Here is a 13,485-nt window from a genome sequence, read left to right as displayed (position 1 = left end):
GCGGCTGGGTTGCCCCGGCGGCGGCGTCACGCTGCTCACCTGCGCCCCAGCCGGGCCCGGACAGCCGCCAGGGGCTCCTGGACCTCGGGGACGCGGGCGATCACGAGCCCTGCGAGGGTCGCGACACCGATGACCACGGTACCGAGCAGCACGGTGGCGAGCGACCCTGCCACCGACGGGCCGAGTGCGCCGTCGGCCAGCGACACCGCCAGCCAGCCGAGCAACCCGGCGACGACGGCGACCGCGGCGGTGCGCAGCACCGGCACCAGCGTGGCGCGGTTCTCCAGCGCCCCGAGCCGGCGGCGCAGCACCGCGTGCCCGATCAACCAGCCGGCCACGTACGTGAGGCTGGTGATCAGCATCAGCCCGGCCACCACCCGCTCCGGGGGGACGACGACGGGCACGAGCAGCAGCAGCGGCACCCGGACGCTGATCATCCCCACCTGGATGAGCGTGGGGGTGCGCGAGTCCTTCATGGCGTAGAAGACGCGCAGCTGCAGCAGGGTGACCGCCATGGGGAGCAGCCCGAAGGCGCCCACGGCCAGCGCGACGCCGATGGCCCGGGCCTCGTCGACGTCGGTGTTGCCGCGGCCGAACGCGACCACGGCCAGCGCCGGGCCGAGCACGGTCAGCGCGGCGCTGACCGGCAGCAGGCCGAGGGCCGACAGGCGGGTGCCGAGGGAGAGGTCGCGCACCACGCCCGGGACGTCGGAGCGCGCGGCGGCCCGGCTCATCCGCGGCACCAGCGCGGTCAGCAGCGCCACGCCGATGATCCCGTAGGGCATCTGGAACAGCAGGCTGGCGTTGGCGAAGCCGATCGACCCCAGCCCGCCCTCGCGCCCGGCGGCGTTGGCGATCCGGGTCGCCACGACGACGCCGACCTGGCTGACCGCCACGTAGCCGATCACCCAGAGGCCGAGCGTGCCGGCCTCGCGCAGACCGGTGCCGCGCAGCCCCCAGCGTGGGCGCAGCGGGACGCCGACCCGGCGCAGCAGCGGGAGCAGCACGAGCGCCTGGACGGCGATGCCCAGCGTGGTACCGACGCCCAGCAGCCAGACCTGCTCGTCGGTGATGGTCACCGGGGTCAGCGGGCCGGGACCACCGGCGGCGAGGAACAGCAGGCCGGTGGCGATGACGACGACGTTGTTGAGCACCGGGGCCCAGGCCGGCGGACCGAACACCCCGCGGGAGTTGAGGATCGCCTGCGCCAGCGCGCCGAGGCCGTAGAAGACGATCTCGGCCAGCAGGATGCGGGCCAGCCAGGTCGCCAGCCGGTGCTGGTCGGGGTCCTCGTCCAGGCCGTACAGCGAGGTCAGCAGCGGTGCGGCCAGGATCGCCAGGCCGGTGACCAGGACCAGCCCGGCGGTGGCGACCGTGGCGAGCCGCTGGGCGTAGGCGGCGCCGCCGTCGTCGTCCCGTTCCTGGGCGCGCACGAGCAGCGGGACGACGACCGAGGTCAGCACCCCGCCCAGCAGCAGCTCGTAGACGATGTTGGGCAGCGTGTTCGAGGTGTTGTAGGCATCGCCGACCAGCCCGACGCCCAGCGCCGCGGTGAGCACCATCGTGCGCAGCAGCCCGGTGATGCGGGAGACCAGCGTGGCCACCGCCATGGTCCCGGCGGCGCGCAGGATGCCCCGGCTGGCGCCGGGCCGGCCCTCGCGGGCCTCGACATCCTCGTCGGTCTCGTCGACCCGGCGCGGCACCGCGGGCAGCACCGGGATCAGCTGGGTGTCGTCGGGCCCGGGCACCCACCGTGAGGCGCGCCGCGGTGGTGGCACCGGCGGCAGGTCGCGGACGCGCGGCGTCGGCGGCGGGACCGGCGGCAGGGGGCGCCCACCCGGCGGGGCCTTGGGGTACGGCGGCGGGGGCAGCGGCGCGGCCGGCGGGGTCCCCGGACCGGGGACCGGCGGCCCCGGGCGGGCGCGCTGGGCAGGCGGTGACTCCCGCCGCGCGTCGTCCCCCGGTGCCGGGGGGCGCTCGGTGGCGGGCCGGCGCGGCGTGGCAGGGGGTGGTGGCACGGGAGGCAGCGGACGGCGCTGCTGCTCCTCCACTCGTCGGTCACTCACGAGTCCGCCTCGCTGGCGCTCGGCGGCCGCGTTCGCGGCACTGCTGTGCTCGTCCGGTGAGCTCGCGAGCTCGCCCACGTGTCCGCCTCGCTGGCGCTCGGCGGCCGCGTTCGCGGCGCTGCTGTGCTCATCGGGTGAGCTCGCGAGCTCGCTCACACGGGGCTCCGCGTGGGCGGCAGGGGGACGGCCGCGCCCTCGGGCGCCGGGCCGGGCAGGTCGCCGTCCTCGTCGCCGGGGATGCCGCGGCGGCGACGCAGCAGGTAGCGCACCAGCCGGCGCAGGAACAGCAGTCCGAGCAGTACCGCCGCGCCGATGGTGATGACGACCGAGATCGACCCGTACGCGGTGCTCTGCACCTGCAGCTGCACCGGGTCGCCCAGCGGTGCGCCGTCCGGAGTGGTGAGCGTGGCCGCGACGCCGAAGCGGCCGGACTGGCGCACCTGGGCCGGCACCTGCAGCGTCGTCCGCTGCTCGGGGCGGAGCACCTGGTCGCCGAGGTCGCCCACCGACAGCGCGTTGCCACGGGTCTGCACCCGCAGCTGGACGCGCAGGGCGAAGGGCAGGTCGTTCTGGACGGTGAGCACCAGCGGGGCGTCGCTGGAGGCGAGGCTGTAGGTGCCGTCGGCCGGGGCGAGCAGGGTGACCCGCTCGGTCAGCCGGTCCACCGTCGTCCGCAGGTCCGCGGCGGCCGCGGTGAAGCCGGCGGGGTCGTCCCGCCACGAGGCGGAGGTGGTGCGGGCGGTCGCCGCGTCCCAGCGCGCCAGCGCTGTGTCCGGGTCACCGGCGACGGCGCTGGCCAGCTGGTCGCGGATCGCGACCGCGGCGGTGACGTCGGTCAGCCCGGCGGCCTCGAGCCCACGTGGGTCCTCGGGGGCCACCAGCTCGCCGGTGGGGGTGGCGGGGCCGGCGCCGAGCTCGGCCACGGTGGCCGGCCGCAGCCAGGGGTACTGCGCGGAGGCGGCCATCATGGCGCTCACGCCGGAGGGGTCGGCGTCGACCTCGCGCGGTGGGGCCACGAGCACGCTCTGCGGCGCGGTCGCGCCGCCGGTCTGCAGGCCGAGCAGCGCGAGCTCGGCGATCGAGCGCTGCTCGGCGGCCCGGCTGCCCCCGGGCGCCCGTGCGGCGGCACCGGCCAGGTCACCGAGCGCGGGGTCGGCGACCAGGGCCGTGACCTCGCCGTCCTCGGTCGGCACCGCCGTCCGGGCCGCGGCCGGACCCTCGAGGCCGAGCGCGGCCGCGCCGTCGCTGAGCCCACCGGGAGCGAGCACGACCTGCTGGATGCCACCGTCCTGCAGCACGTCGAGCGTCTCCGGCCGCAGCGCGCCGCCGACCGCCCAGGCCAGGTCGGTGCGCGCGTCGACGCCCAGGACGCGGTGCAGGATGTCCGCGCCGGCGGTGCCGGCGACCTCCACCTCGGCCGGTGCGCCGTTCGGTGGCGCGGCGGGGGCGTCCTGCGCCGTCCCCTCGGCACTGCCCGGCAGGCTGCGGGTCACCACCGGGGACAGGCCCGCCGCGGTCAGGGAGTCGGCGTCGACGTCGCCGTAGGGCAGGGCGACCACCGGGTGGTCGGCGGTGACGGCGCGCAGCCGCTGCAGCCAGGCGGCGGCCTCGTCGCTGCCGGACCCGGCGCCCTCGGCCCCCGCGACGGCGTAGGGGCCGTCGGCCATGACCTGCAACTCCTCGACCAGCGCGGGGTCGACGGCCAGGGTCACCGGGACCAGCGGCGTCGGGTCGCCGCCCTCGGGCGGGACCGTCTCGGGCAGCCGCTCGAGGGTGGCCAGCGCGCGGTCCAGCCGGCCGCCGGTCGTGACCTCGGCGGTCAGCCCGTCGTCGACGAACGCGCCGGAGGCGTCGCGGTGGGTGCGCTCGACCAGCGGCCACAGCCAGGCGACGCTGGTCGGCGTCGTCGGCGGCACCGACGGCTGCACCAGGTAGGTGGTCAGCTCGCCGACCCGGCGGCGCTCCCCGTCGGCACCGACGCCGTTGAGGTTGAGCAGCACCGGGTAGACGCCGTCGCCGTCGATCGCCAGCGCGTCGGTGGTCGTGGTGAGGGTGAAGGAGACCGAGCCCCCCGGGCGCAGCTCGGCGGCGACGTCCTGGAACGGCGTGGCGGCGGCGGCCCTCAGATCGGGCTCGGCGTCGACGGCCTGCAGCTCGGCGCGGGAGCCCAGCAGCTGACCACGCTGCAGCCGCACGTCGAGGTCGGTGAGCGTCTCGCTGCCGGTGTTGGTCAGCTCAGCCTCGACGGTGACCGTCGCACCCGGCAGCAGCGTGCGTGGGTCCAGGCGGGTGAGCCGGACGCTGACCGGGCGGTCGTCGGCGGCCGCCTCGGTCACGGTGGGATCCCCGGGGGCGGCGGCCGCGGCCGGGGCGAGTGCGACGAGCGGCGCGCTGAGCACCCCGGCCAGCGCGACGGCGACCGTCGTCCCCCGGGCCGTTCGGCCGGGGGGACGGGCGGCAGGTGACCGCTGCCTCACGACAGCTCCTCGCCGGCGCTCGCCGCCACGGGGAGGCGGCTACCTGCTCTGTCTGCCGGTGAGCTCGCCTGCTCGCTCACGCGCTGTCGGCGAGGAGCGCCGGCGCCCGCTCGACCAGCGCCCGCTCGTCGGCGTAGGCGAGCCGGGCGCCGAGCTCGTCGAGGGGCACCCAGGCGACCTCGGTCACCTCGATGTCGGCGTCGGACAGGGCTCCTCCGATGGCGCGCAGCAGGAAGTGGTGCACGGTCTTGTGCACGCGGCGCCCGTCGGCGACGAACCAGAAGTCGATGATGCCGAGCGGGGCGACGACCTCGCCGATGATGCCGGTCTCCTCGGCGACCTCCCGGACGGCGGTGTCCTCCGGGGTCTCGCCCTCCTCGATGTGGCCCTTGGGCAGCGACCAGAGCAGCCGGCCGCGGCGGTCGGTGCGGCCGATGAGGGCGGCACGCGGCCCCGTGATGGGGTCGTCGGCCACCACCAGGCCCCCGGCGGAGGTCTCGTCGACCCGGCGCAACCGGCGGCCGGGGCGCCCTCGCCCGCCCGTCCCAGCCATGCCAGGAGGGTAGCGCGCGTCGGGCGACAGCTCCGGGAGCATCGCAGCGAGGAACGAGCGACAGCGGCCGCGCCGCAGGGGCCCGCCGCGAGCGTGCGAGCGGTGGGGGCAGCGGGGTCCTTCCACGGAGCGCGGAGCCGGACCGGAGTCCATTCGTCGCGGCACTACCCTGGATCGTCGTGTCCGGTCAGCCGCAGAGTCGTACCCAGACCGCTGGACCGGTGCCGCCCGCCGTCCAGCAGACCGTGCGTGAGCTCGTCGACCTCTCCCCCGTGCTGACCCGGCTCGGTGAGCGCTTCACCGCCGCCGGCTTCGAGGCGCACCTGGTCGGCGGGTCGGTCCGCGACGCGCTGCTCGCCGCGGGGTCCGGGAGGCCGGGTGTCGCCGGCGACCTCGACGTCACCACCGATGCCCGGCCCGAGCAGGTGCTGGGGCTGCTGCGCGGCTTCGCCAGTTCCACGTGGAACACCGGCATCGCGTTCGGCACAGTGGGCGCCGAGGTGGACGGCGTCCGGCTGGAGATCACCACCTACCGCGCCGACCGCTACGACCGGGAGTCGCGCAACCCCGAGGTGGCGTGGGGGGACTCGCTCGTCGACGACCTCGCCCGCCGTGACTTCACGGTCAACGCGATGGCGGTGTCCCTGGGGCCGGACCGCACGGTGACCGACCCCTTCGGCGGCCTGGGCGACCTGCTGGCCGGGCGGCTCCGGACGCCGGGGGCCGCGGTGGACTCCTTCGCCGACGACCCGCTGCGGATGCTGCGCGCGGTCCGGTTCGTCGCCCAGCTGGGGCTGACGCCGGTCGACGAGGTGGTCGAGGCGATGACCGCGCTCGCCCCCGAACTGGCCCGGATCACCCCGGAGCGGGTCCAGGTCGAGCTCTCGAAGACCCTGCTGCAGGACTCCCCGCGGGCGGCGCTGGAGCTCTTCGTTGCCACCGGCCTGGCCGGCGTCGTCCTGCCGGAGCTGGCCGCGCTGCGGATGGAGATCGACGAGCACCACCAGCACAAGGACGTCTACGCACACTCGCTGACCGTGCTCGACCAGGTGATCGCGCTGGAGAAGGCGGATCCGGACGCCGAGTCGCCCGACCTGGTGCTGCGGCTGGCCGCCCTGCTGCACGACATCGGCAAGCCGGCCACCCGACGGCACGAGCCCCGCGGCCGGGTCTCCTTCCACCACCACGAGGTGGTCGGCGCGAAGCTGGTCCGCAAGCGGCTGCAGGCGCTGCGGTACTCCAAGGAGATCGTGGAGGCGGTCGCCCGGCTGACCTTCCTGCACCTGCGCTTCCACGGCTACGGCCGCGGCGAGTGGACCGACTCCGCCGTCCGCCGGTACGTCACCGACGCCGGCGAGCTGCTGCCCCGGCTGCACAAGCTGGTGCGCTCGGACTGCACGACCCGCAACAAGCGGCGCGCCGCGGCGCTCTCGGCCACGTACGACTCGCTGGAGCGGCGGATCGCGGAGCTCTCGGCCGCCGAGGACCTCGCGCGGGTGCGCCCGGACCTCGACGGCAACGCGATCATGGCGATCCTCGACATCCCGCCCGGCCGCGAGGTCGGCGAGGCCTGGAGGTACCTCAAGGACCTGCGGCTCGAGCGCGGCCCGCTCGACCCCGACGAGGCCGAGGCCGAGCTGCGCGCCTGGTGGGCCGCCCGCAACGGGTGATCCGGCTACAGCCGGAGCCGCCGGCTGCCGACAGGAGGATCGTGCGCGATCAGGGCCTCCCGGAGCCGGACCGGCGGCTGCCGACCTCGCCGAGCGGACGCACGCCCCAGTGGGTGGTGGACGAGGCCCTCGGCCTGCCGGTCCAGCCGGCCCCCTGGCGTGCCCCCGAGCCGCCGCGACGTCCACGCCGGCGCCTGCGTGGCCTCCTCGCCGTCCCGCTGGTCGTCTGCGGTGCCGTCGGGGCCGCCGTCCTCACCGGGACCGCGTCGTGGCCCTGGGACCGCGCCACGCCGGCCGGCCCGGCCCCGGACCGCAGCGTCCCCGTGGTCGCCGCGCCTCCGGACCGTCCCACCCCGGGGGTGGACGCGAGCCGGTCGCGTCGGGGCGTCCCGCTGCCGCCGCCTCCGGGTGGCGGACCGCACGAGTTCTCGCTGCTGCAAGCCGACGGGGTCGCGCCGGTGGCCTACGACCCGTGCCGGGTCGTCCACTACGTCGTCCGGCCCGACGGGTCCCCCGCCGGCGGGGAGGAGATGGTGCACGCGGCGGTCGCCCGGGTCAGCGAGGTGACCGGGCTGGTCTTCGTGTACGACGGCGCGACCGACGAGGTGCCGACCCCGGAGCGGGCGGCGTTCCAGCCCGACCGGTACGGCGACCGCTGGGCCCCGGTCCTGGTCAGCTGGCAGACGCAGGCGGAGGCGCCCCGGCTCGCGGGCGACACCGTCGGCGAGGCCGGCAGCCTGGCCGTGTCGCTGGGCGAGGGCACGCGGGTCTACGTCACGGGCACGGTCACCCTCGACGCCGAGCAGTTCCCCGAGATCCTCCAGCGTCCGGACGGCGCGGCCACGGCGTCGGGCGTCGTCCTGCACGAGCTGGCCCACCTGGTCGGCCTGGACCACGTGGACGACGAGTCGCAGCTGCTCCACCCGGAGACCGTGCCGGGCGTCACCGACTACGCCGCCGGGGACCTCACCGGCCTGGCCCGTCTCGGCCAGGGGCCCTGCGTCCCGGAGCTCTGACGGGCCCGCCCGGTCAGCGAGCCAGCGGAGAGCGGGCGGCGTACAGGGCGGTGAGGACGTAGGCCGCGCCGACGGCGACCACGGCCGGCGGGGAGATGCCGTCCGCCGGCAGCAGGTACGCCGCCGCGAGCAGGGCGAGGACGTAGCCGACGTTGACGAGCATGTCGTAGACGGAGAACACCCGGCCGCGGACGTCGTCGTCCACCGCTCGCTGCAGCGTGGCGTCCACGCAGATCTTGACGCCCTGCCCGAGGAAGCCGAGCACCGCGCCGGCCAGCACCACGGTCAGGGGCAGGAAGGGCAGGCCCAGCGCCGTCAGCAGGACGCCCCCGAGCGCCAGCAGCAGGACCACCCACCGCGCCGTCCCGAGGCGCCGCACGGCAGCCGGTGTCACCAGGGCCGCCAGCAGCGTGCCGACCGCACCGGCGGCGACCACCGACCCCACGCCGAGCAGCCCCGCGCCGGGCGGTGCGGTGGCGCGGGAGAACAGCAGCGTCGCGAGGGTCAGCACCCCGAGGCAGAGCCGGTGCACGGTGATGACGGCCAGCGCGGTCCCCGCCGGAGGGCGGGCCCGCACGTGCCGCACGCCGGCTCGCAGGCCGGCGAGCACCTGGCGGGCGGACGACGTCGCCGCGCTCCCCTCCGGCCCGAGCGCCCCGCGCGGGAAGCCCGCGGCGAGCGCCGCGGCGACCAGGTACGGGCCGGCCGCACCGAGGGTCAGCACCGCGTACCCGGCGTCCCCCGCGATGCCGGCGGCCTGCTGCACCGCGACCGCGGCCGCCCCACCGACCACCGTGGCCACCGCGCCGGACGTCGTCGACAGCGCGTTGGCCGGCACCAGGTCGGAGGTGGTGTGCGGCAGGGCCGCCGACAGCGCCGAGAGCACGAACCGGGCGACCGAGAACAGCACCAGCCCGGCGAGCAGGAACGGCAGGCCGCCCGACCCGCCGGCCACGAGCAGCGCCAGGACGCCGACCAGCCCGGCGCGCAGCAGGTCGGCGCGCACCAGCACCTGCCGACGGCGCCACCGGTCCAGCCAGACGCCGGCGAAGGGGCCCACCAGCGACCAGGGCAGCAGCAGGACGGCGAACCCGGCGGCGACCGCCACCGGGTCGGCGGCGCGCTGCGGGTTGAACAGCACGGTTCCGGCGAGGGCGGCCTGCAGCACGCCGTCCCCGAACTGGGCCGAGAGCCGGGTGGCCAGCAGCCGGCGGAAGTCGCGGCCGGCCAGCAGCGAGCGCACGGTCGTCCCCGCCTGCCGCACCCGGTCACCCTACGGTGGCCTCCCCTCCCCACAGGGTCGACGACGGGCCGCGCATCCGTGCGTTGTGGGCGCGGCCACTCCCGCCGGGTGGCGTTTCGGTGGGGCACACTGGGGAGCGATGACTTCCTCGTCCTCGCCCGATCCCGAGTCAGGGCCGCCGGCCCGGCCCGCGACGGGCCGACGCCGCCCGGATGCGGTCCCGGCGCTCTCGACGGGCACCCTGGACGACGTCCGGCCCGGCTCGCTGCTGGTGGCGATGCCGAGCCTGACCGACCCCACGTTCGCGGGCACGGTGGTCTTCGTCCTCGACCACAACGACAGCGGCACGCTGGGCGTGGTGCTGGGCCGGCCGAGCCAGGTGGAGATCCGCGACGTGCTGCCCGGCTGGTGCGACCTCGCGGTCGAGCCCGGCGTGTTCCACGTGGGCGGCCCGTGCGAGACCGACACCGCGCTGTGCCTCGCGGTCTGCCGCACCCCTGGTGAGGACTGCGGCCTGCGGCAGGTCGCCGACGACGTCCACCTGGTCGACCTGGACGCCGACCCCGACGAGCTGGTCGGCCGGGTGCGGGGCTTGAGGGTGTTTGCCGGCTACGCGGGCTGGTCGCCGGGCCAGCTGGCCGCCGAGGTCGCCGAGGGCGCCTGGGCCTGCGTGCCGGGCCGCCCGGACGACGTGCTGAGCGAGCTGGCCGGCCCGGAGCTGTGGCGCCGGGTGATGGGACGCCAGACCGGGCGCCTGGCGGTGCTGTCGACGGCGCCGGCCGACCCGACCGTGAACTGACCGGCGCGTCAACGGGTGCGCGGACACCCGCCATCTGGTAGGAACGTCGTCGGAGGGGGCGGTCTGGGGAAGAGGCCGCCCCCTCCCCTCATGTCCGGGATCCCGTCGGCCCCTGCAGGGTCCCGTCGCGAGCCTGCGAGTGGCGGGGAGCAGGGGTCCTCTCGCTACAGCCCGACGGTCGCCGCCACCCCCGGGTGCGCCGCGCCGTCCACGGACTCCCCCTCGGCCGGCACCGTGATCTCCCGTGGGCCGTGGTCCGACAGCGTCACGGTCACCTCGAACTCCTCGCCCGGCAGCGGGGTGCGGTACTGCACCAGCAGGTCGGTGGAGCGGTCGACCGCGACCGACCAGCCGGTGTCCGAGGCGTAGAGCTGGGTGAGCTCGCCGTCGATCGAGCCGTCGCCCTCCCAGGTGTAGCCCGCGCCGCGGAAGTCGCCGGCGTCGTCCGGCTCCTCGGCGGCGAGGTTCAACACCACCTGGGTGAGGACGTCGACCAGCGGTGGCTGCTCCCCCAGCGCCACGGGACGCCGCACGTAGGAGGCCTCCGGGAGCCCCTCGGCGCCCAGCGCCGCGGTCAGGCCGGGCACCTCGCCGAACCACAGCTCCTCGTCGGTGAAGAAGAGGGTGCGGGTGTCGTCGGCGCGGCCGTCGCCGTACGACGTGACCGCCTGCGCGCGGCCGGCACCGCCGGCGAGGTCCACCTCCCCGGTGAGGGTGAGCACGGTGTCCTCGCCGTACGGGGCGGTGATGAGGAAGTCCGCGCCGCCCCGGTCGTGGTTCTCGGCGAGCAGCCCGGCGAGGACGGCGGCCTCCTCCTCGGTGACGGGTGACCCCTCCGCCCGCTCGCCAGCGCCGCCGCAGCCGGCCAGCAGCGCCGCTGTCAGCCCCAGCGCGGGGAGCAGCGGACGGCGGCGCGGGCGCATGCGGGTCAGCGTAGGCATCCGGGCAGGTCGCCGACGGCGTCCCACGCGGTGGAAGGACCCCTCTGCCCCGGCCACACGCAGGCTCGCGGCGGGACCCTGCAGGGGGCCGGCCGGCCCCCTGCAGAGCCTCCCCCGGACCGGTCCCGGGACCGCCGGCCCCGTCCCGAGGCTCGCCGCGAGCCTGCAGGGCGGCCGTCAGCGGTCCACGTCACCCCGGATGAACGCCTCGACGGCGTCGCGGGCCTCGCTGTCGCTGTACTGCACCGGCGGGCTCTTCATGAAGTAGGACGACGCGGAGAGGATCGGGCCGCCGATCCCGCGGTCCTTGGCGATCTTCGCGGCGCGGACGGCGTCGATGATGATCCCCGCCGAGTTCGGGGAGTCCCAGACCTCGAGCTTGTACTCCAGGTTCAGCGGGACGTCGCCGAACGCACGGCCCTCGAGCCGCACGTAGGCCCACTTGCGGTCCGACAGCCACGGCACGTGGTCCGACGGGCCGATGTGCACGTTCCCCTGGCCCATGTCCCGGCTGACCTGGCTGGTCACCGCCTGGGTCTTGGAGATCTTCTTGGACTCCAGGCGCTCGCGCTCGAGCATGTTCTTGAAGTCCATGTTGCCGCCGACGTTGAGCTGCATGGTCCGGTCGAGCTGCACGCCGCGGTCCTCGAACAGCTTGGCGAGCACGCGGTGGGTGATGGTGGCGCCCACCTGCGACTTGATGTCGTCGCCGACGATCGGCACGCCGGCCTTCTCGAACCTCTCGGCCCACTCCGGCGTCCCGGCGATGAACACGGGCAGCGCGTTGACGAAGGCCACGCCGGCGTCCAGGGCGCACTGCGCGTAGAACTCGGCGGCCTGCTGCGACCCGACGGGCAGGTAGCAGACCAGGACGTCGGCTTCCGCCGCGCGCAGCGCGGCGACGACGTCCACCGGCTCCTCGTCGGACTCCTCGATCGTCTCGCGGTAGTAGCGGCCCAGGCCGTCGAGGGTGGTGCCGCGCTGCACGGGCACGCCCAGCGGGGGGACGTCACAGATCTTGATGGTGTTGTTCTCGCTGGCGACGATGGCCTCGGAGAGGTCACGACCGACCTTCTTGGCGTCGACGTCGAACGCGGCGACGAACTGCACGTCGCCGACGTGGTACTCACCGAAGCAGACGTGCATCAGGCCCGGCACCGACGTCGTCTCGTCGGCATCGCGGTAGTAGTGCACGCCCTGCACGAGCGAGGCGGCGCAGTTGCCGACGCCGACGATGGCGACCTTGACGGATCCCATGGCATCTCCTTACTCCCGGACCGGTGCGGCCGGAGGACACGGACCGCTGACGGTCCTGCTGGGGGTGACGGGCGCGGAGCTCTCCCGCCGGGTCTTCGGGACGGTGCTGGTCAGGGGTGCTCGGGCGGCGCTGCCGGGGGCGGAGGCGGGTCCCCGGCGTCGGCGCCGTGGCCTCGGCGCCTCTCGCTGTCGGTCAGCTCGCGGTCGATGAGCTCGGCGAGCCAGCGGACCTCACGGTCGACGGACTCCAGACCGTGGCGCTGCAGTTCGAGGGTGTAGCGGTCCAGCCGCTCGCGGGTCCGGCTCAGGGAGGCCCGCAGGCCCTCGCGCTGCCGTTCGACGGTGCGGCGGCGGCCCTCGAGGATGCGCAGCCGCACGTCCGCCGCGGTGTGCCGGAAGAACGCCAGGCGGACGCCGAAGAGCCCGCCGTCGTCGTACGTCTCGGGACCGGCCTGGCTCACCAGCTCGTGGAAGCGCTCCTTGCCCTCGGCGGTGATGGTGTAGACCACCTTGCCCCGCCGGCCGGTCAGCGGTGGTGCGTCCGCCGGGAGAGGGGCGCGGGGGTCCGGCTCGTCGGTGGTGACGTAGCCGGCCGCGTGCAGCCGCTTGAGCGCGGGGTACAGCGACCCGTAGGAGATGCTGCGCAACCCGCCGAGGACCTGGGCGAGTTGCTTGCGCAGCTCGTAGCCGTGCATCGGCGACTGGTGCAGCAGGCCGAGGATGGCGAACTCGAGCACGTCGCCTCCCTCGTCGTCCTGCGGATCGATGTATCGGGACGATACATCGACGTACACTGGGCCGGACGACTCGGAGGGATCGCGAAGGCCTCCCCACGTGGTCGGGGACCTCCGGGGGTCCCCGCTGGTGCGTACATTGACGCCGTGCCCGGACGTCGATCCGTCGTGGACTACTCGCTGCAGCGGCGAGCCGTCCTCGCCGACGTGTACGCCGGCCGCACGGGACTGTTCGAGGTCTGCGACGCCAGTCCGTACCTCGTCCGGGCGGCGAAGTACCACGGCGAGGCGACCGACGTCGCGTGCCCGGTGTGCCGCAAGGTGGAGCTCACGCTGGTGAGCTACGTCTACGGCGAGCACCTCGGCCCCACGGCCGGCCAGGCGAAGACGCAGGCCGAGCTCGCCCGGATGGACGCGGCGCAGGAGGAGTTCTCCGTCTACGCCGTCCAGGTGTGCCGCGGCTGCGGGTGGAACCACCTGGACTGCTCGTACGTCCTCGGCGCCGAGCCGGACCCGGGCCGCCAGCCGCGCCGTACGCGTCGGCGGGCGGCCACCGAGTAGTAGTACGCGTCACACGGGGGAACACGGGGTGCCCCACGTGGTCGTTGAGACACGTGGGCGTCGCTGCGCAGCGGGTCGTCCGGATTCGCACAGCTGAAGACGCCACCCTGGGTGCCGGACGTCTGACTCCCCGTGCCCACCGAGACCCGAACCAGAGAGGGGCCCCTG

At 75.6% G+C, this 13,485-nt stretch carries 11 protein-coding genes; 4 read left to right on the top strand and 7 right to left on the bottom strand.

Annotated features, from left to right (window positions below):
* Positions 1-35 precede the first annotated feature (35 nt).
* From murJ to ACU610_RS19635, 3 genes are all read right to left on the bottom strand, one after another.
* Positions 36-1,748: a murein biosynthesis integral membrane protein MurJ gene (murJ, locus tag ACU610_RS19645; protein ID WP_446769377.1), complete on the bottom strand. Its 1,713-nt coding sequence runs from the start codon at positions 1,746-1,748 to the stop codon at positions 36-38.
* 470 nt (positions 1,749-2,218) lie between these two features.
* On the bottom strand, positions 2,219-4,543 hold the full coding sequence (locus tag ACU610_RS19640) for a DUF6049 family protein (protein ID WP_446769376.1): 2,325 nt from the start codon (positions 4,541-4,543) through the stop codon (positions 2,219-2,221).
* 76 nt (positions 4,544-4,619) lie between these two features.
* Complete coding sequence (locus ACU610_RS19635) at positions 4,620-5,096, bottom strand: NUDIX hydrolase (RefSeq protein ID WP_091220955.1); 477 nt, start codon at positions 5,094-5,096, stop codon at positions 4,620-4,622.
* A 221-nt stretch (positions 5,097-5,317) separates the two neighbouring features.
* On the opposite strand from ACU610_RS19635, the gene ACU610_RS19630 reads away from it, so the two are divergent.
* Positions 5,318-6,766, top strand: coding sequence for a CCA tRNA nucleotidyltransferase (locus ACU610_RS19630; RefSeq protein ID WP_446769375.1), 1,449 nt, complete (start codon positions 5,318-5,320; stop codon positions 6,764-6,766).
* A gap of 41 nt (positions 6,767-6,807) precedes the next feature.
* On the top strand, positions 6,808-7,782 hold the full coding sequence (locus tag ACU610_RS19625; protein WP_446769374.1) for a peptidase: 975 nt from the start codon (positions 6,808-6,810) through the stop codon (positions 7,780-7,782).
* Positions 7,783-7,795: 13 nt separating this feature from the next.
* Here the strand turns inward: ACU610_RS19625 and ACU610_RS19620 are convergent, their stop codons facing one another.
* Entirely contained in the window at positions 7,796-9,046 is a 1,251-nt protein-coding gene (locus ACU610_RS19620) for an MFS transporter (protein WP_446769373.1), read from the bottom strand.
* Between the two features lie 118 nt (positions 9,047-9,164).
* Between ACU610_RS19620 and ACU610_RS19615 the strand changes: the two genes are divergently transcribed.
* The gene (locus tag ACU610_RS19615; protein WP_446769372.1) at positions 9,165-9,824 is read left to right on the top strand and encodes a YqgE/AlgH family protein; all 660 of its coding nucleotides are present in this window, start codon (positions 9,165-9,167) and stop codon (positions 9,822-9,824) included.
* 164 nt (positions 9,825-9,988) lie between these two features.
* Here ACU610_RS19615 and ACU610_RS19610 read toward each other — a convergent pair whose 3' ends face one another.
* The 3 genes from ACU610_RS19610 to ACU610_RS19600 form a co-directional block, all read right to left on the bottom strand.
* On the bottom strand, positions 9,989-10,747 hold the full coding sequence (locus ACU610_RS19610; protein WP_446769371.1) for a hypothetical protein: 759 nt from the start codon (positions 10,745-10,747) through the stop codon (positions 9,989-9,991).
* A gap of 195 nt (positions 10,748-10,942) precedes the next feature.
* Positions 10,943-12,022 (bottom strand): inositol-3-phosphate synthase, encoded by a 1,080-nt coding sequence (locus tag ACU610_RS19605; RefSeq protein ID WP_446769370.1) that lies wholly within the window; start codon positions 12,020-12,022, stop codon positions 10,943-10,945.
* Between the two features lie 110 nt (positions 12,023-12,132).
* Complete coding sequence (locus ACU610_RS19600; protein WP_446769369.1) at positions 12,133-12,759, bottom strand: PadR family transcriptional regulator; 627 nt, start codon at positions 12,757-12,759, stop codon at positions 12,133-12,135.
* A gap of 144 nt (positions 12,760-12,903) precedes the next feature.
* On the opposite strand from ACU610_RS19600, the gene ACU610_RS19595 reads away from it, so the two are divergent.
* Positions 12,904-13,317, top strand: a complete 414-nt coding sequence (locus tag ACU610_RS19595) for a DUF5318 family protein (protein WP_446769368.1) — start codon at positions 12,904-12,906, stop codon at positions 13,315-13,317.
* Positions 13,318-13,485: the final 168 nt, after the last annotated feature.

Source organism: Geodermatophilus sp. URMC 61, assembly GCF_052931555.1.
This window is presented reverse-complemented; position numbering and strand designations above follow the sequence as displayed.

What these genes read in the sequence shown, in the direction of transcription:
- ACU610_RS19615 (WP_446769372.1), top strand. Translation starts at nt 9,165, where the DNA reads ATGACTTCCTCGTCCTCGCCCGATCCCGAGTCAGGGCCGCCGGCCCGG.
- ACU610_RS19635 (WP_091220955.1), bottom strand. Translation starts at nt 5,096, where the DNA reads ATGGCTGGGACGGGCGGGCGAGGGCGCCCCGGCCGCCGGTTGCGCCGG.
- ACU610_RS19605 (WP_446769370.1), bottom strand. Translation starts at nt 12,022, where the DNA reads ATGGGATCCGTCAAGGTCGCCATCGTCGGCGTCGGCAACTGCGCCGCC.
- ACU610_RS19610 (WP_446769371.1), bottom strand. Translation starts at nt 10,747, where the DNA reads ATGCGCCCGCGCCGCCGTCCGCTGCTCCCCGCGCTGGGGCTGACAGCG.